This is a genomic window from Variovorax sp. M-6 (assembly GCF_052114385.1).
Classification (GTDB): Bacteria; Pseudomonadota; Gammaproteobacteria; order Burkholderiales; family Burkholderiaceae_C; genus Variovorax.
Map to the genome: position 1 here is coordinate 51282 of NZ_JBFREQ010000021.1, position 17318 is coordinate 68599.

General features: G+C 68.9%; 13 protein-coding genes. 7 read left to right on the forward strand and 6 right to left on the reverse strand.

Annotation, left to right across the window (positions count from 1 at the left end; all coding sequences use genetic code 11):
• Positions 1 to 39: 39 nt before the first annotated feature.
• From AB4Z46_RS22055 to AB4Z46_RS22065, 3 genes are read right to left on the reverse strand one after another with little or no spacing between them, the layout of a single operon-like run.
• On the reverse strand, positions 40 to 1863 hold the full coding sequence (locus AB4Z46_RS22055) for an IlvD/Edd family dehydratase (RefSeq protein WP_442285678.1): 1824 nt from the start codon (positions 1861 to 1863) through the stop codon (positions 40 to 42).
• Positions 1863 to 2879, reverse strand: coding sequence for a D-erythronate dehydrogenase (denD, locus tag AB4Z46_RS22060; protein ID WP_442285679.1), 1017 nt, complete (start codon positions 2877 to 2879; stop codon positions 1863 to 1865). The genes AB4Z46_RS22055 and denD overlap by 1 nt, the downstream gene beginning before the upstream one ends.
• Positions 2880 to 2890: 11 nt before the next feature.
• The gene (locus tag AB4Z46_RS22065) at positions 2891 to 3691 is read right to left on the reverse strand and encodes a FadR/GntR family transcriptional regulator (RefSeq protein WP_442285680.1); all 801 of its coding nucleotides are present in this window, start codon (positions 3689 to 3691) and stop codon (positions 2891 to 2893) included.
• Positions 3692 to 3863: 172 nt separating this feature from the next.
• Between AB4Z46_RS22065 and AB4Z46_RS22070 the strand changes: the two genes are divergently transcribed.
• The 4 genes from AB4Z46_RS22070 to AB4Z46_RS22085 all read left to right on the forward strand — a co-directional run bounded on the left by AB4Z46_RS22070 (position 3864) and on the right by AB4Z46_RS22085 (position 8267).
• Positions 3864 to 4937, forward strand: a complete 1074-nt coding sequence (locus AB4Z46_RS22070) for an ABC transporter ATP-binding protein (RefSeq protein WP_442285681.1) — start codon at positions 3864 to 3866, stop codon at positions 4935 to 4937.
• A gap of 94 nt (positions 4938 to 5031) precedes the next feature.
• Positions 5032 to 6360 (forward strand): ABC transporter substrate-binding protein, encoded by a 1329-nt coding sequence (locus AB4Z46_RS22075; protein WP_442285682.1) that lies wholly within the window; start codon positions 5032 to 5034, stop codon positions 6358 to 6360.
• Positions 6361 to 6501: 141 nt separating this feature from the next.
• Complete coding sequence (locus AB4Z46_RS22080) at positions 6502 to 7395, forward strand: carbohydrate ABC transporter permease (RefSeq protein ID WP_442285683.1); 894 nt, start codon at positions 6502 to 6504, stop codon at positions 7393 to 7395.
• A complete protein-coding gene (locus AB4Z46_RS22085; RefSeq protein WP_442285684.1) occupies positions 7392 to 8267 on the forward strand; it encodes a carbohydrate ABC transporter permease in 876 nt (291 codons plus the stop codon). The genes AB4Z46_RS22080 and AB4Z46_RS22085 overlap by 4 nt, the downstream gene beginning before the upstream one ends.
• 18 nt (positions 8268 to 8285) lie before the next feature.
• Here the strand turns inward: AB4Z46_RS22085 and AB4Z46_RS22090 are convergent, their stop codons facing one another.
• Entirely contained in the window at positions 8286 to 9071 is a 786-nt protein-coding gene (locus tag AB4Z46_RS22090) for an AraC family transcriptional regulator (protein WP_442285685.1), read from the reverse strand.
• 113 nt (positions 9072 to 9184) lie between these two features.
• On the opposite strand from AB4Z46_RS22090, the gene AB4Z46_RS22095 reads away from it, so the two are divergent.
• Positions 9185 to 10420 (forward strand): MFS transporter, encoded by a 1236-nt coding sequence (locus AB4Z46_RS22095; RefSeq protein ID WP_442285686.1) that lies wholly within the window; start codon positions 9185 to 9187, stop codon positions 10418 to 10420.
• Between the two features lie 395 nt (positions 10421 to 10815).
• Here the strand turns inward: AB4Z46_RS22095 and AB4Z46_RS22100 are convergent, their stop codons facing one another.
• The gene (locus AB4Z46_RS22100) at positions 10816 to 12141 is read right to left on the reverse strand and encodes a hypothetical protein (RefSeq protein ID WP_442285687.1); all 1326 of its coding nucleotides are present in this window, start codon (positions 12139 to 12141) and stop codon (positions 10816 to 10818) included.
• A 13-nt stretch (positions 12142 to 12154) separates the two neighbouring features.
• Positions 12155 to 15727 carry a S8 family serine peptidase gene (locus AB4Z46_RS22105; protein ID WP_442285688.1) on the reverse strand — a complete coding sequence of 1191 codons (3573 nt, stop codon included), beginning with the start codon at positions 15725 to 15727 and terminating at the stop codon, positions 12155 to 12157.
• Between the two features lie 211 nt (positions 15728 to 15938).
• On the opposite strand from AB4Z46_RS22105, the gene AB4Z46_RS22110 reads away from it, so the two are divergent.
• Both AB4Z46_RS22110 and AB4Z46_RS22115 read left to right on the forward strand, forming a co-directional pair.
• The gene (locus AB4Z46_RS22110; RefSeq protein WP_442285689.1) at positions 15939 to 16841 is read left to right on the forward strand and encodes an alpha/beta fold hydrolase; all 903 of its coding nucleotides are present in this window, start codon (positions 15939 to 15941) and stop codon (positions 16839 to 16841) included.
• A 114-nt stretch (positions 16842 to 16955) separates the two neighbouring features.
• Positions 16956 to 17318 (forward strand): SPW repeat protein, encoded by a 363-nt coding sequence (locus AB4Z46_RS22115; protein WP_442285690.1) that lies wholly within the window; start codon positions 16956 to 16958, stop codon positions 17316 to 17318.

A 17318-nucleotide genomic window follows, 5' to 3' on the forward strand; every position in this document is an offset into this window, starting at 1 on the left:
GTGGGCGCCCGACACGAAGTGCGGGCAACCTGGGGGTGGTCAATGGTTATCTCTTGGGATGCCGAAGGTCGCGTGGATCTTCTGGTACTTGACCGCCGGCTTGAGCACCATGCCTTCGGACAGTTCGTCGACGATGCCGCGCTGGATCTCCTGCCACGGCGTCTGGCTTGCAGGGAACTTGTAGCCGCCGGCCGCGGCCAGTGCGGCGCGTCGCTTTTCCAGTTCCTCGTCGGACACCAGCATGTTCGCGGTGCGCTTCTTGAGGTCGATGCGCACGCGGTCGCCGGTCTTCACCAGCGCCAGCCCGCCGCCGGTCGCGGCCTCGGGCGAGGCGTTGAGGATCGAGGGCGAGCCCGAGGTGCCCGACTGGCGCCCGTCGCCGACGCAGGGCAGGGCGGTGATGCCCTTCTTGAGCAGGTACGAGGGCGCGCGCATGTTGACCACCTCGGCCGCGCCGGGATAGCCGACCGGGCCGACGCCGCGCATGAACAGCACGCTGTGGGGGCCGATCTTCATCTTCGGGTCGTCGATCCGGTGGTGGTAGTCCTCGGGGCCGTCGAAGACCACGGCCGTGCCCTCGAAGGCCATCGGGTCGTTCGGATCCTCGAGGTAGCGGGCATGGAATTCGGGCGTGATCACGCTGGTCTTCATGATCGCGGAGTCGAACAGGTTGCCCTTGAGATTCAGGAATCCGGCGTTCTTCTTCATCGGCTTGGCGTAGGGAAAGATCACCTTGCGGTCGCTGGTGAACTTGCCTTCGCAGTTCTCGATCAGGGTCTTGCCGTTGGCCGTGAGCGCCGGCTGGATCTTGCCCTTGGCGATCAGCTCGGCGACCACCGCGGGCACGCCGCCGGCGTGGTAGTAGTCCTCGCCGAGGTACTCGCCCGCGGGCTGCAGGTTGACGATCAGCGGGATCTTGTAGCCGATCTTTTCCCAGTCGTCGGTGCTCAGCTCGACGCCGATGTGGCGTGCGATGGCGTTCAGGTGCACCGGCGCGTTGGTCGAGCCGCCGAGCGCCGAGTTGACGACGATCGCGTTCTCGAAGGCGGCGCGCGTGAGGATGTCGGAAGGCTTCAGGTTCTCGCGCACCATCTCGACGATGCGCTTGCCCGTGAGGTAGGCCATCTCCTGCCGGTCGCGGTAGGGCGCCGGAATGGCGGCGCTGCCCGGCAGCGTCATGCCCAGCGCTTCGGCCAGCGAGTTCATGGTCGAGGCCGTGCCCATCGTGTTGCAGTGGCCGGTCGACGGGGCCGAGGAGGCGACCAGCTTCAGGAATTCCTGGTAGCCGATCTCGCCCGCGGCCATCATCTCGCGCGCGCGCCAGACGATCGTCCCCGAGCCCGTGCGTTCGCCCTTGTACCAGCCGTTGAGCATCGGCCCCGAGTTGAGCGCGATCGCCGGAATGTCGACCGTGGCGGCCGCCATCAGCTGGGCCGGCGTGGTCTTGTCGCAGCCCGTGGTCAGCACCACGCCGTCGATCGGGTAGCCGTACAGCACCTCGACCAGCGAGAGGTATTGCAGGTTGCGGTCGAGCGCCGCGGTGGGGCGCTTGCAGGTCTCCTGGATCGGGTGGATCGGGAACTCGAAGGCGATGCCGCCGGCGTCGCGGATGCCCTCGCGCACCCGCTCGGCAAGCACCAGGTGATGGCGGTTGCACGGCGCGATGTCCGAGCCGGTCTGGGCGATGCCGATGATCGGCCGGCCCGATTGCAGCTCGTCGAAGCCGAGTCCGAAGTTCATGGTGCGCTCGAGGTAGAGCGCGGTCATGTCGGCGTTGGCCGGGTTGTCGAACCAGGCCTGGGAGCGCAGCGCGAGGGCCTTCGGTTTCGCCGGCTTGCTTCGCTTCTTCGTGGGGGCTTTCATCAGGACATTCCCTTCAAGGTCTGGTCAGCATCGGGCAGGGCGGCGCAGTCGTCGATGTACTGCCGGATGATCTCGGCGAAATTCTCGTGCGGCAGCAGGCCCAGGCGCGCGGCGCGGGCGGCGGTCGCGCCACCGGGCCAGTTGGCGACGATACCCGCGATGCGCTCGTCGCGCTCGAAGCGCACCAGGGCGCGCACCTTGGGGCCCGCCACCTGTTCGAGGGCGTCGAGCATGTCGGCCACGCGCACGTTGAGCCCCGGCAGGTTCAGCGCGGTGCGGCCGCAGAAGGCCTCGCGGCTGGCTTCGTAGACCGCGATCAGGCCGTCGACCGTGCGCGTCGGCGAGGACATCGGGTGCGACACATCGGGCGACACCGGGCAGATCGCCTCCACGCCCGCGAGCGGCTCGCGGATGATGCCGCTGAAGAAGGACGAGGCCGCGCCGTTGGGCCGGCCAGGCCGCACGGTGACGGTCATGAGGCGTGCGGCGCGGCCGTCGACATAGCCCTTGCGCGTGTAGTCGGCGACCAGGTGCTCGCAGATCAGCTTCTGCGTGCCGTAGGAGGTCTGCGGCGTCGGCAGCGTGTCGTCGGCCACGAGGGCGGGCAGCGGCACGGCGGGGTCGGGTCCGAAGACCGCGACCGAACTCGAGAACACCAGCCGCGCGACCTTGCCGCCGCCGTTCACGCGGGCCCGCAATGCATCGAGCAGCGCCCGCGTGCTGTCGAGGTTCGATCGCAGGCCGAGATCGAAGTCGAGCTCGCATTCGCCCGACACGGCCGAGGCGAGGTGGAAGATGCCGTCGAAGGCTTCTTCGCGCAGCGCTTCCGTCTGGGCCAGCAGCGGACCGGTGCGGGCCTCGACCCGCGGGTCGGCCAGCAGGTCGGCCGGCGGTGGCGCGATATCGGTCAGCACCATGCGCTCGATGCGCTGGCCGGCCAGGGTGCCTCGTGCGAGCAGCGTGCGTGCGAGGCGGGCCCCCACGAAGCCGCCGCCGCCGGTGATCATCAGTTTCATTGCAGTCTCCTTCAGTGCTTTGCTTTTCGGATGGGTGCGGGGGGGACGGTGCGCGCCGACCGGATGGCGGCCTGGCGACGCCGGCCGTCGATGACGCCGCCCTCGACCAGCCGCTGTTCCCCGCGGATCAGGTGTTCGTTCGCATGCAGCCGGGCCGCCACCGGGTCGTGGGCTGCGATGGCCTCGAAGATGGCGCGGTGCTCGCGCTGCACCGCGCTCATGAAGTCGGCCCGCCGGGCCTCGTTGCCGCGCGTGATGCGCATGCCTTCGCGCAGGTACTGCTCGAGGAAGCCGAGCAGCAGGCGGAATTGCGGATTGCCGGTCGACTCGCCGATCACGCGATGGAAAGCCAGGTCCTCGGCGACGCCGTCGCGGCCCTCGGCCACCGCGGCGTCGATGGCCTTGAGGGCGCGGCGCAGCGCTGCGATCTGGCTGCGCGTGGCGCGCTCGGCGGCCAGCGCGGCGATCTCGCCTTCGAGCACCCGCCGCACCTCGACCACGTGGACCACCGCCTGCACCGAGGTCAGCACCGCCGGGTCGAAGGCCAGCGCCCGGTGGACCGGCCGCGGCGCGACGAAGACGCCCGAGCCCTGGCGCGACTGCACCAGGGCCCTGGACTTGAGCTGGTGAACCGCCTCGCGCACCACGGTGCGCGAGACGCCGTGTGCCGAGGCCAGCTGCTGCTCGGTCGGCAGCCGGTCGCCCTCTTGCAGCGTGCCGCCCTCGATCTGCGCGCCCAGCAGCGCCGCCAACCGGTCCGACAGCCGGTCGACGACCAGCGGCTGGGGTTGGGGGGAGGCGGAATCCCGCACGGCGGTGGAAGAGAAAAGGGCGGTTATCAGGTCATCATACAAATTTTGCGCGGGTTAATGCCTAACGGTTTGCCCTGATGCGCCGTCGGGTCGCGATGCCAATACTCCGCGCTTGCGGCATGGAGCCCTCCATGGCCCGACGTCGATTCGCGACCTTTCAGGACTTCAGTGCATGGCCAGTGTCACGATCCAGTCAGTCAAGAAGAACTTCGGTGAAGTCGCCATCCTGCATGGGGTGGACATCGACATCCGGGACGGCTCGTTCACGGTGCTGGTGGGACCTTCGGGCTGCGGCAAATCGACCCTGCTGCGCATGATCGCCGGGCTCGAGGAGATCAACGGCGGCGAGATCCGCATCGGCGACAAGCGGGTCAACGACCTGCCGCCGAAGGAGCGCGACATCGCGATGGTGTTCCAGAACTACGCGCTCTACCCGCACATGACGGTGCGCGAGAACATGGCGTTCGCGCTGGCGCTGGCGAAGATGGACAAGCCGACCATCGAGGGCAAGGTCCGGCGCGCGGCCGAGATCCTGGCGCTGGCGCCGCTGCTCGACCGCTATCCGCGCCAGCTCTCGGGCGGCCAGCGGCAGCGGGTCGCGATGGGGCGCGCCATCGTGCGCGATCCGCAGGTGTTCCTGTTCGACGAGCCGCTGTCCAACCTCGACGCCAAGCTGCGGGTGGCGATGCGCAGCGAGATCAAGGAACTGCACCAGCGCCTGAAGACCACCTCGATCTACGTCACGCACGACCAGATCGAGGCCATGACCATGGGCGACAAGATCGTCGTCATGCGCGATGGCCGGATCGAGCAGACCGGCAGCCCGCTGGAGCTCTACGACCATCCGGCCAACCAGTTCGTGGCCGGCTTCATCGGCTCGCCCTCGATGAACTTCCTGCCCGGCACATTGCGCCGCAGCGGTGGCGTGGCCCGGGTCGAACTGGCCGACGGCACGCAGCTCGACGCACCGGTCGCGGCCGGCGGGGCCGATGGCCAGCGGGTGGTCTACGGCACCCGGCCCGAGCACCTGACGCTGGCCGATCATGGCGGCATTGCCGCCCAGGTGGCGGTGATGGAGCCGACCGGCATGGACACCTTCGTCGCCTGCCGCCATGAAGGGGCCGAGCTCTCCGCGGTCTTCCGCGAGCGTCACGATTTCGCGCCCGGCACCACGATCCACCTGCAACCCGATCTTCAGCGCGCGCATCTCTTCGACGCCGGCACCGGCCAGAGGCTGGTGGCTTGAGACCTCGCGGGACAGATCAAGAAACTGCGAAGCAGTTTTTGCGCTGTCCTCGACTGACTGAACCGTTTTGGCCGTTCAACAACAGGAGACATGAATGAGTGATTTCAATCGCCGCAAGATTCTGAAAAGCTCGGCCGGCATCGCCGCCGCCGCCTCGCTCGGCGTCGGCACCGCGATCTTCTCGCCGTTGGCGAACGCGCAGTCGATCACCTTCAAGCCCGAGAAGGGCGCCAAGCTGCGGGTGCTGCGCTGGAGCCGCTTCGTGCAGGGCGACATCGACGCCTACATGGCCAACGTCAAGCGCTTCAGCGAGGCCACCGGCATCGAGGTGCGGGTCGACAACGAGGGCTGGGAGGACGTGCGGCCCAAGGCGGCGGTGGCGGCCAACACCGGCGCCGGCCCCGACATCATCCTGTCGACCAACGACGACGCCAACCTGTACCCGGACAAGCTGCTCGACGTCACCGACCTGGCGGAATACCTGGGCAAGAAATACGGCGGCTGGTACACCGCCGGCGAGCTCTTCATGCGGCCCGACGGCAAGAAGTGGATCGGCCTGCCGCTGGGCGCCTCGGGCTCGCTGATCGTGTATCGCGAAAGCATGGTCAAGGCCGCCGGCTTCGACACCTTCCCGAAGAACAACGAGGACTTCCTCAAGCTCTACAAGGCGCTGAAGGAAAAGGGCACGCCCGGCGGCATGGCGCTCGGCAACGCGACCGGCGACAGCACCTGGACCAACTGGCTGATCTGGTCCTTCGGCGGCAAGCTGGTCGACAAGAACAACAAGGTGGTGATCGACAGTCCCGAGACCCTGAAGGCGCTGGAGTACGCCAAGGAGCTCTATGCCAACTTCATCCCGGGCACGCTGTCGTGGCTCGATCCGAACAACAACAAGGCCTTCCTCGATGGCCAGATCAGCGTCACCAACAACGGTATCTCGATCTACTACGCGGCCAAGAATTCCCCCGATCCGAAGGTTAAGGAAATGGCCGCCGACATCAACCACGCGGTGTTCCCGGTCGGTCCGGTGGGAGTGCCGACCGAGTCGCACCTGTTCTTCAACCAGATGATCATGAAGTACACGAAGTACCCGCAGGCCTCCAAGGAGTTCCTGCGCTTCATGATGGAGCGGCCGCAGTTCGACGACTGGCTCAAGGGCGGCGGCGGCTATGTCGCACAGCCGCTGCGGGCCTACGAGGCCAATCCGATCTGGACCTCCGACCCGAAGAACACGCCGTACCGCGACTCGGTCAAGAACCTGCGGCCGGCGGGCTACGAAGGCAAGCTCGGCTATGCCTCGGCCGGGGCAGCAGCGGACTTCATCATTCCCAACATGGTGGCGGAAGCCGCCAGCGGATCGAAGACGCCCAAGGAAGCGGCGGAGCGCGCACAAAAACGCGCGGAACGCTACTACAAGGTCTAGGATGAAAGCTCTCCCCCAGGTTGGCTCACTTCGTGTAGCCGCCCACCCCCTCGCCGGGGGCAACACCAGCGGCCCGGCGAAGCCGGTTCCGCGGTGTTCCTGGAAGACAGCCATTCGGGAACCGGCCATGCGACGCTCGCTATGACCCTTCTTGCCCGGCTGGAGAACAGCCGCAACGCCCTCGGCTACATGTTCATGTTGCCGGCGGCGGTGCTGCTGCTGCTGTTCCTGACCTATCCGCTGGGCCTGGGCACCTGGCTCGGCTTCACCGACGCCAAGGTGGGGCGGCCGGGCGAGTGGATCGGGCTGGAGAACTACATCTTCCTCTGGGGCGATGCGGTCACGCGGCTGGCGCTGTTCAATACGCTCTTCTACACGGTGGTGGCGAGCGTCTTCAAGTTCCTGCTCGGCCTGTGGCTGGCGGTGCTCTTGAACAAGAACATCCGCTTCAAGACCTTCTTCCGGGCGGTGATCCTGCTGCCCTACATCGTGCCGACGGCGCTGTCGGCGATCGCCTTCTGGTGGATCTACGACTCGCAGTTCTCGATCATCAGCTGGGCCCTGGTCAAGATGGGCCTGATCGACCACTACATCGACTTTCTCGGCGATCCGTGGAATGCCCGCTTCGCGGTCATCGCGGCCAACGTGTGGCGCGGCGTGCCCTTCGTGGCGATCACGCTGCTGGCCGGGCTGCAGACCATCTCGCCCTCGTATTACGAGGCCTCGGCGATCGACGGCGCGACGCCGTGGCAGCAGTTCCGCCACGTCACGCTGCCGCTCCTGACGCCGATCATCGCGGTGGTGATGACCTTCTCGGTGCTGTTCACCTTCACCGACTTCCAGCTGATCTACGTGATCACGCGCGGCGGGCCGCTCAATGCGACCCACCTGATGGCGACGCTGTCGTTCCAGCGCGCGATCTCGGGCGGCGCGCTCGGCGAGGGCGCGGCGATCGCGATCGCGATGGTGCCGTTCCTGCTGGGCTGCATCATGTTCAGCTACTTCGGACTGCAAAGGCGGGCCTGGCAAAAATGAGCAAATCCGGCCAGATCGACGTCGTCGGCATGAGCTACCTGGACACCGTGCCGCGCAAGGCGGTGACGGTGTACCTGCCGCTGGTAGTGTTCCTGATCGTGCTGCTGTTCCCGTTCTACTGGATGGCGATCACGGCCGTGAAGCCCGAGCCCGAGCTGCTGTCGCGCGAGGGCAACCCGTTCTGGGTCATCGCGCCGACGCTCGCGCACTTCCACAAGCTGCTGTTCGAGACCGCGTATCCGCAGTGGCTGTGGAACACGGTGCTGGTGTCGGTGGTGTCCACCTTCGGCTCGCTGGTGGTGTCGGTGCTGGCCGCCTATGCGATCGAGCGGCTGCGCTTCAAGGGCTCGCGCCAGACCGGGCTGGCGATCTTCCTGGCCTACCTGGTGCCGCCGTCGATCCTCTTCATTCCGCTGGCCAACGTGGTCTTCAACCTGGGGCTGTTCGACACCCGCTGGGCGCTGGTGCTGACCTACCCGACCTTCCTGATCCCGTTCTGCACCTGGCTGCTGATGGGCTACTTCCGCTCGATCCCGGCCGAGCTCGAGGAGTGCGCGCTGATCGACGGCGCCAGCCGCTGGCAGATCCTGGTCAAGATCGTGCTGCCGCTGGCGGTGCCGGGCCTGATCTCGGCCGGCATCTTCGCCTTCACGCTGTCGTGGAACGAGTTCATCTACGCGCTGACCTTCGTCTCCTCGTCGGAGATCAAGACGCTGCCGGTCGGCGTGGTGACCGAGCTGGTGCAGGGGGACGTCTACCAGTGGGGGCCGCTGATGGCCGGCGCATTGCTGGGTTCGCTGCCGGTGGCCTTCATCTATTCGTTCTTCGTCGAGTACTACGTCTCGGGGCTGACCGGATCGGTCAAGGAGTGAGGCCGGCCGCGCCGCGGCTCAACGGAAGAACTCGCTCGGCGCCAGCCCGAACTGGCGCTTGAACATGGTGGCGAACGCACTCGGGCTGTCGTAGCCCAGCGCCAGCGCCACGTCGACCACCTTGTCTCCGCAGGCGAGCCGTTCGAGCCCGTGCAGCAGCCGCGCCTGCTGGCGCCACTTGCCGAAGGTCATGCCGGTCTGGCGCGCGAACAGGCGCTGCAGGGTCTTGGCATCGACCGCCAGCCGCCGGGCCCAGTCGCCCAGGGTCGTCGCGTCGTGGGGCGCAGCCAGCAGGCGCGAGCAGATGCGTCGCAGGCGCGGGTCGGCGGGCTGCGGCAGATGCAGCGGCAGCACCGGCAGCGCGTGCAGTTCGTCGAGCAGGAGGCGCATCACGCGGCCGTCGCGCGAGTTGTCGACGTAGCCCGCGTCGATCTCGCTGGCAGCCTGGATCAGCTCGCGCAGCAGGGGCGAGATGCCGACCGCCTGGGAGTGGGCCGGAAGATGCGGGGCCGCGTCCGGTTGCACGTAGATGCTGCGCATGCGGACTTCGCCGATGCAGCGGATGGCGTGCGGCAGGCCGGCCGGCATCCAGATGCCGCGGGTCGGCGGCACGATCCAGCGGCCTTCGCCCGCGCTCACCATCATCACGCCGTGCACCGCGTAGATCAGCTGGCCCTTGGCATGCGCATGCGGCGCGATCATGCGGCCGGCCGCATAGTCGGTGGCCTTGCAGCTGACCGGCGTCGGGTTGCGGTCGACCTGGGCCAGGAATTCGGGGCTCGGCGTGCTGGACGGATGGCGCATGCGATGTCTTTTTCACGAAGATCGCAGCCCGAACGGCGTGCGACAGGCCTCGATGCTATCGCTACGATCCGCTTTCCTGTTCCATGTACCGCGCGCCTTTCCGCGCCAACCCCATGTCCTCGTCAGCCGCAACCCAAGCATCCGCCGTTCCCGGCGCACCCCATCCAGACGGCGTCGCCTTCGGCGTCCTGGGAGCCATCAGCGCCTCGCACCTGATCAACGACATGATGCAGTCGCTGATCCTCGCGATCTATCCGGTGCTGAAGGGCGACTTCCACCTGAGCTTCGGCCAGATCGGCCTGATCACGCTGACCTACCAGCTGACGGCGTCGCTGTTCCAGCCGCTGATCGGGCTCTATACCGACCGCAAGCCGGTGCCTTACTCGCTGCCGGTCGGCATGGGCTTCACGCTGGCCGGGCTGGTGCTGCTGGCCTTTGCGCCGAGCTTCGCGGTGCTGCTGCTGGCCGCCGCGCTGGTGGGCACCGGCTCGTCGATCTTCCATCCCGAGTCTTCGCGCGTGGCGCGCATGGCGTCGGGCGGGCGGCACGGGATGGCGCAGTCGCTGTTCCAGGTCGGCGGCAACACCGGCAGCGCGCTCGGCCCGCTGGTGGCGGCCGCGGTGATCGCGCCTTTCGGGCAGCGCAGCGTGGCGTGGTTCGGGCTGGCCGCGCTGCTGGGCATCGTGCTGCTGATGCAGGTGAGCCGCTGGTACGCCACGCACCATGCGGTCGCCAGCGCGCGGGCGGCACGGCGGCCGACGGCGCCGCCGTTGCCGCGCGGCACGGTGTTCGGCGCGATCGGCGTGCTGCTGCTGCTGATCTTCTCGAAGTACTTCTACGTCGCCGGCCTCAGCAACTTCTACACCTTCTACCTGATCGAGCGATTCGGGCTCTCGGTGCAGAGCGCGCAGTACCACCTGTTCATCTTCCTCTTCGCCTCGGCGCTGGGTACGCTGGCCGGTGGCCCGATCGGCGACCGGATCGGGCGCAAGCCGGTGATCTGGGCCTCGATCCTCGGTGTCGCGCCCTTCGCGCTGCTGTTGCCGCACGCCGACCTGTTCTGGACCACGACGCTGACGATCCTGATCGGCCTGATTTTGTCGTCCGCCTTCTCGGCGATCCTGGTCTACGCGCAGGAACTGATGCCCGGCAAGGTCGGCATGGTGTCGGGCCTGTTCTTCGGCTTCGCTTTCGGCATGGGCGGCCTGGGCGCCGCGCTGCTCGGCCTGCTGGCCGACCACACGAGCATCGACTACGTGTACCGGGTCATCGCCTACCTGCCGCTGCTGGGCGTGGTCGCGGTGCTGCTGCCGAACATCGAGCGGGCGCCGAGGTTGGCGGCGGCCTGACGCTGCGGGAGGCTGTTCGCGTTGCTGGCGGGTGCTTGCGTGTTTGCGTGTGTGCGTCGGCGGCGGGCGGCATGCCCCGGGCCGGCCGACGTCACCGGCCGCTGCGCGGCTGCCCTGCGCTGCTCGCGGTACGCGGGGTCTCGCTCAAACTCGCCTTCGGCTCAAACAGTCGCGAGCCCTGATCCGCGTACCGCTGCGCTGCTCGGCGGTGCCTCAACGGCCGGCCCGGGGCATACCGCCCACCGCCGCTGACACGCTGGGGTTGAACTGTTCGCCTCCAACGCATCACCTGCGCGCAGGCTCTCGACGTTCGAGGCGCTCGCGCCCGTTGCGCACCCCGCACCGCGTGCCGGGCGCCCCGCCCAGGGGAGGCAAGGCCCCCAGCGCGCAGTGGGCTAGATATCCACCTCCACATGCAGCCGCGTACTGCGCGCACCGCGCCGGGTCGCGGTGGCCGAGGGCTCCTGGTCGGTCCGCAGCACATAGCCCCGCTGCGTGGTTGCGCGGTCGAGCGCCGTGACCAGCGTGTCGAGCGGGATGTCGCCCCACTTCTTCTTCAGCGCCATCGCGTGATCGACCGGGATCACCGCGACGTCGAGCGCCTTCATGCGCTCCAGCCCTTCGGCCCTCAAGGTCGCGTTGTGGCTGCCGTGGTGCCCGACCTTGTAGTACACGGTGCGCGCCAGAAGGTCGGGCCCGGTCACCTGCTTGCCGTTCACCCGCCACTTGCAGTCGTCCCACGACAGCCAGTTGCCGACCTGGGCATCGGCGGCGAACAGCAGCACGCCGGCGTCCGCCAGGTCGATCGCCAGCACCAGGCTGGTGTTGTTGGTCATGCTGTCGAGCGCGAGCGCGAGCTCCGAGGCGTCGTCCATCCAGGCGACGTCGATGCGGCGCCAGTCATCGTCGTTCCAGTAGCGCTGCTGGAAGAAGGGCGTGCTCTGCGCCACCCTGTTCGGGATCCGGACCGAATTGGAGAACGGCTGCTGCTCCGGGTCGGACAGCGCCTGGCCGACGCTGCGCTCGGCGGCGGCCAGCGCCATGCCGTAGGTCTCGGGCGCGCTGGCGCTCGGCAGCGTCTTCTTCAGCATCCTGATGTCGCGCGGCGGGCCCAGCGTGTAGATGCGGGCCCGGAAGTCCGCGAGCGCCACCGGCGCGTCCTTGGGGTCGCAATAGCGCGGACGGGCCACCTTGGCGCGCACCAGTTCGAGCGCCGAGGCGGTGGTGATCCGGGCGGCGGCGCCGAAGAAATCGAGCACCGAGGACAACAGCCCCGGTTCGCCGCCGCCGTCGACCTGCATCCGCGCGGCGGCAGCCTGGAGCAAGGCCAGGGCGCTGTCGCGCTCCCTGCGCAGCTTGATCGCGTCGGCATCCTTCGGATCTTCGGTCCAGCCCATCCACACGGCGCCGACCTTGAGCTTGGCGAACGACTCGGCGGCCTGGGCGAAGCCGGACACGTGGTCCCAGTGCTCGTGGGTCGCGACCAGCAGGTCGATGCTGCCGCCGGTGGCGGCCAGGATGTCGTCCATGACCTCGGTCATCACGGCGCCGGCGTCCGGTGTGCCGAGGATCACGCCGCAATCGATCATGATCTGGAAGCGTGCCTTGCGGGCGCCGTACAGCGTCACCAGGTGGCAGTCGCCGAGCCCGTGGCGGTAGGTCCGCACCGTGGCGCGCGGCGGCTTCTTCTTCGAGGTCGGGGTCTTCTTCGCAGCGGCCATGGCGGTCCTCATCTCAGTGGGCGCGGTGCAGCAGCGCGAAGGGCTCGGCGTCCTGCGTTGTCAGGCTCGAATAGCTGTTGGGCTGCGCGGCCCTGCGCGCCGCCCACAGCGCCTGCTGGGACCCGACCCGGGCCGGCTGGTCCACCCGCTTGCGCACCAGGTAGGTGATGGCGCCCTTGCCGATGTCGAACAGCAGGGTGGCGCCGCCGCGGAACACCATGCCCGAGCCGTCGCTGGCATGCAGCGACTGGGTCAGCTCGATCACCAGCTGGGACAGCAGCTGGCCATCGGGCCCGACGCGGTGCAGGGGGCGGATCGAGTGCGCTTCGATGCCGTGCAGGATGCAGGGCACGACCGTGCCGTCCGTGCTGACCAGCGAGACGCGGGCCTGCGCCGTGCGGCGCAGGCCCAATACCGCGAGCTCATCGTCGTCGACGACGCCCGGGTCCACCAGCCATCCATGCAGCAGTGCGGCGTTGCTGCGCGCATCCTTCCAGGCCGTTTCGCGGTCGACCTGCAGATCCCAGTTCAGCTGCAGCCCGGCCAGCTTCTTCTCGAGGCGCGGGAAGGGCGCCGGCGGCGGTTCCCAGGCGATGGTGTCGACCGACAGCGTGCGCACGTTCTCCGGGTAGATGCCGCGGGCCGCGAAGGCCGAGACGAAGGCGACGCGGTAGCCGAGCGGGTCGTGGTGGATCAGGTCGCGGTCGGCGGTCACCAGGGCACGCAGGTAGTCGCCGAAGGTGATGTCGACCGGCGGGCAGTAGTCGAGCGCGCGGATGCACATGCCGAGGATCTGGCTCGCCACCTTGCTTGCCACCTCGGTGAGCGCGTCGACCAGCTGCGCGGGCAGCGCGCCTTCGGGCAGCAGCTCGGACCCGTGGGTCGCGAGCCGGATCGGCACTCGCGCGCGCCGGGTGTAGATCTTCAGGAAGGCGTCGAAGACCGCCGACACCAGCACCGCGCCGCGCGCATGCGCCTCGGTCGAGCGCTGGTAGTCGCCCTTGTCGGGCGGCGCCGCGGGCTGCCACAAGTTCTGGCCGGTGGTGGGGTCCCTGATCTCCTTGCCGATCGCCTGGCGCAGGGCGCCGTAGTGGCCGGTGGCGTTGCCGAATTGCACCGCGAGCTTGGCCAGCAGCGTCGGCCGGAACAGGTCGCCACGCGCTCCGGCCACCGCTTCGCGCAGCGAGTCGCCCATCGAGAAATGCTGGAACAGCGCGACGATGTCGGCGAAGGCTTCGTGGAAGGCCAGCACGTCCGGGTTGGTCGCTTCGCGGAAGCGCCGATGCAGGCCGTCGAGCAGCGCGTGGGTGGTCTCGTGGGCCACGATGTCGTGCGACAGGGCCGTGAATACGTACTCGGACGGCGCACCGGTGAGCGCCGTGCTCGACGCGAAGTAGCCCAGCAGCAGGGCCTTGCGCTCGGGGCTGTAGTAGGCGTTCTCGGCCCTGAGCGCATGCGGGTAGATGCGCAGGCGCCGCACGAAGCGCTCGGTGCGCGCGGTGGTCGTCCTCGGTGCCCACAGCGCGACACGGCCCAGCGCCTTTTCGAAGTGGTCGATGGTGCGCATGGCGACCGCGTAGACCATCTGCTGGTGGAACTGCGGGTTGGCCTCCGAGGGGCGCAAGCCGTCGACCGCCAGCAGCTGCGGATCGTTCAGGTCGACCGGCGCATAGCAGCAGCCGCTCGCGGGATCGATGTCGACCACCTCGAGGTACGCGCCGACCGGGCCGGGCTGCAGGTCGGCTTCCCAGCGCACCGCCGCCAATGTTTCATTGAGGCCGACCGTGTCGAGGTCGCGGCCCAGCGAGGGATCGTAGGCATAGATGCGCAGACGCCGCGCCGCCGGCGTCGGTGGCTGCGGGGACAACGCATGCGCCAGGTGCAGCGCCTCGATGCGCGTGAGCCGGGGCGCTGGCGGCAGCACCTGCGTCTGCGGATCGGGCGCGCCGCCCGGGAGTGCCTGGAGGGCGGTTCGCAGCGCCCGGGAGGCGCGCGGATGCGTGCGCAGGGCCTCGACGATCGCCATGCGCCGAGCCAGCGTCAGCGTGAGCGGATCGATCGCCGGGTCGGGCAGCAGGCCCTCGAGGGCCGCGCTCTGGGACAGCTGCAGCGCCTCCAGCTCGAGCATGGCCCGGGCGGGCGTCGCCTGCGCCTCGAAGCCGAAACCCGTGAGCACCTTGAACAGCGGGAAGGAGGCGGAGTCGCGCGGCTCCGCCTTCAGCGCCGACCCGGGCGCCGGCTTCTGGCCCAGCGCCTTCATGGCCTGAAGGCGGCCGCGGCCGAACTTCTCCGGGTCCGAAGCGGTGGCGCTCGCGAACAGCGCCAGGCGCGCGGCCTCGACGCGCATCCAGGGCTGCGGGTAGGCGCGGCAGGCGCCCCGGTTCTGCTGCAGCCAGATCGCCGCCGCGGCCGCGATCTGCGGCGTCGCGGCCGAGGTGCCGGCGCCGTCGAGATCGACCACGTCGGCGCAGTCGAACTTGGCCCACGGCACATTGGGCGTGCAGGCCGCCATGGCGGTGCGCATCTTGCTCGCGGGGCCGTAGTTGCCGGCCATCTTCGCGAGCGGCAGGTCGGCGTAGGGCGTCTGGTCGGCCATGGCGCCGCAGGCCGCGATGACGCGGTTGAAGCGGGCCGGGTAGACGATGTGGCGGGTCGGCAGGTTGCCGAAGTTGTTGCCGGCGGCCGTGACCACCAGCACGCCCGCCTCGTACAGCGCATTCACCGCGTCGGCCCAGGCGCTGCTGGCGAGGCCGCCCATGCTCATGCTCACGATGTCGACGGCGGTCGCGGGGCTGTCGCACAGCTTGTGGACGTGGTCGAGCGCCTGCGCGATCGCGCTGTTGCGGAACAGCACGACACGGTTGGCGACCCGGATCGGCACCACGCGCGCGAACGGCGCCGCACCCAGCCGGGGCAGGCCGCCGGCCGGCGCGCCCGCCAGCAGGCTCAGCGTGCCGGTCCCGTGGCCCCGGTTGTTGAGCGGACCCGAGCTGAGGTCGCTCGCATCGTCCGCGGCCTGGTCGTCGACGAAGTTGCGCTGCAGCGCGCGATCCAGGTGCTGCGGGAGGCTTTGATGGCGGGGGTCGAAGCCGGTGTCCAGGTGGGCGATCCGCACCCGGTCGTCCTCGGCGGGCTGGCCCAGTTCGGCCAGCGCGCTGGCGAATCCGGCGTGACGGTCGTCCTGGTGCCACAGCGGATCGGGGTCGCCGGGATAGCCGTCGCTGCCGGTTTTCTGGGGCACCGGCTGGCACGAGGCGGTGAGCGCGATCTCTTCGTCGCGCGGCGACCCGGTGCTCCAGGATTGCTCGAAATCCGGTTCGGCGAACTCGGGTGCGGCGGCACCGTCGAGGCCCAGGCCCTGCGACACGAGCGCATGGCAGGCGTCCCAGGGATGGCCGATGTCCAGCCCCAGCGGCGGCTCGACGATGTGCCACGCGGCGCCGGCATCGACGCCGAGGCCTGCCGGTCGGCCGATTCTTTCGAACAGCGGGCGCACGCTGAGGCCCACGGTCGTGCCGGACAGCTGCAGCGACGCAGCGCCGCCGGGCGCGCGCATCTTCACCAGAAATCGTTGCGCCCGTGCCATGGCACTCCCGGTTGGATTGGAGCGGCTGGTCGCGCCGCGGCTGGCGTCCGTTCTACCCGCATGCAGGGGCGGTGCCTTCCACCAAACGGCGGAGGGAGGACCGTGTCGCCCGCAGACGCCGCCGTACGAAAGGCATAGGGGCGCCGCAGGCACTGGTCTTCAACAGCGCCGCGACCGATACTCGCGATCCCGCCGACTTCGAATGGACGCCATGACCGCAGACAGTCCCCGCGACCCCTCCTCCGATCCGGCGCCGCCCGCCATCGTGCCCGAGCTGGCCATTCCGGGCTTCGAGGCCCGTGACGCCGAGGTCAACGGCACGCTCATCCACTACCGCGTCGGCGGCACGGGGCCGGCGGTCGTGCTGCTGCACGGCTATGCCGAGACCAGCCACATGTGGAATCCGTTGATGCCGCTGCTCGCCCGCGACCACACCGTGATCGCGGCCGATCTGCGCGGCGCGGGCCGGTCGTCGAAGCCCGAGGGCGGCTACGACAAGAAGAACATGGCCGTGGACATCCACGAACTCGTGGCATCGCTGGGCATCGAACGGGCGAGCGTCGTGGGCCACGACATCGGCCTGATGGTGGCCTACGCCTACGCGGCGCAGTTCCCCGGCCAGACCGAGCGGGTGGTGCTGATGGATGCCTTCCTGCCGGGCATCGGCAGCTGGAAAGACGTCTGGCTGCTGCGCGACCTGTGGCACTTCCACTTCCACGGCGAAACGCCGCTGGCGCTGGTCAAGGGCCGCGAGCGCATCTACTTCGAGCACTTCTGGAACGACTTCGCGGCCGACCGCACGCGCTCGCTGTCCGAGGCCGACCGGCAGTTCTACGCCGCCGCCTATGCGCAGCCGGGCGGCATGCGCGCCGGCTTCGAGTACTTCAAGAACTTCGAGCGCGACGCCGACGACTTCGCGAAGCTGGCGGCGACGCCGCTGCCGATGCCGATGCTGGTGCTGTCGGGCGAGAAGGCCGGCGGCAGCTTCCTGATCGAGCAGGGCAGGCTGGTCGCCGGCAACGTCAAGGGCGTGGTGGTGAAAGGCTCGGGCCACTGGCTCATGGAAGAGGCGCCAGACCAGGTGATGCCGGCGCTGCTCGAATTTCTGGCCTGACGGACGAAATGGGCGCGCGGACCTCATCGATGCGGAACATCACGGTTGTTGCCTGATCCAACAATATGCCGCCCGGTGCGCTGGTGCGCGCTCTCCGGCGGCAGGAGGTGTGTCATGAAGCAACTGAAACATTGGCAGGATGTGGTCAATGCCCTGCTGGGCGTCTGGGTCGTTCTTTCGCCATGGGCTTTGGGCTTCCAGGACACGCGGACAGCCATGGTCAACGCCGTGGTCGTGGGCGTGGCGCTGGTGGCGGCGGCGCTCGGCGCGATGCTGGTGCCGCGCGCCTGGGAAGAATGGACCGAGTGCGCGCTGGGTGCCTGGCTGATGATCTCGCCCTGGGTGCTGGGGTTCGATGCGCTGCGCAACCCGATGCTCGCCGCGGTGTTCAGCGGCCTGGTGATCGTGGTGCTGGCGCTCTGGACACTGTGGACCGACAAGGACTACAGCGGCTGGCTGCACGGCCCGGCGCATTGA

What these genes read in the sequence shown, in the direction of transcription:
- AB4Z46_RS22055 (WP_442285678.1), bottom strand. Translation starts at nt 1,863, where the DNA reads ATGAAAGCCCCCACGAAGAAGCGAAGCAAGCCGGCGAAACCGAAGGCC.
- denD (WP_442285679.1), bottom strand. Translation starts at nt 2,879, where the DNA reads ATGAAACTGATGATCACCGGCGGCGGCGGCTTCGTGGGGGCCCGCCTC.
- AB4Z46_RS22070 (WP_442285681.1), top strand. Translation starts at nt 3,864, where the DNA reads ATGGCCAGTGTCACGATCCAGTCAGTCAAGAAGAACTTCGGTGAAGTC.
- AB4Z46_RS22075 (WP_442285682.1), top strand. Translation starts at nt 5,032, where the DNA reads ATGAGTGATTTCAATCGCCGCAAGATTCTGAAAAGCTCGGCCGGCATC.
- AB4Z46_RS22080 (WP_442285683.1), top strand. Translation starts at nt 6,502, where the DNA reads ATGACCCTTCTTGCCCGGCTGGAGAACAGCCGCAACGCCCTCGGCTAC.
- AB4Z46_RS22085 (WP_442285684.1), top strand. Translation starts at nt 7,392, where the DNA reads ATGAGCAAATCCGGCCAGATCGACGTCGTCGGCATGAGCTACCTGGAC.
- AB4Z46_RS22090 (WP_442285685.1), bottom strand. Translation starts at nt 9,071, where the DNA reads ATGCGCCATCCGTCCAGCACGCCGAGCCCCGAATTCCTGGCCCAGGTC.
- AB4Z46_RS22095 (WP_442285686.1), top strand. Translation starts at nt 9,185, where the DNA reads ATGTCCTCGTCAGCCGCAACCCAAGCATCCGCCGTTCCCGGCGCACCC.
- AB4Z46_RS22100 (WP_442285687.1), bottom strand. Translation starts at nt 12,141, where the DNA reads ATGGCCGCTGCGAAGAAGACCCCGACCTCGAAGAAGAAGCCGCCGCGC.
- AB4Z46_RS22105 (WP_442285688.1), bottom strand. Translation starts at nt 15,727, where the DNA reads ATGGCACGGGCGCAACGATTTCTGGTGAAGATGCGCGCGCCCGGCGGC.
- AB4Z46_RS22110 (WP_442285689.1), top strand. Translation starts at nt 15,939, where the DNA reads ATGACCGCAGACAGTCCCCGCGACCCCTCCTCCGATCCGGCGCCGCCC.
- AB4Z46_RS22115 (WP_442285690.1), top strand. Translation starts at nt 16,956, where the DNA reads ATGAAGCAACTGAAACATTGGCAGGATGTGGTCAATGCCCTGCTGGGC.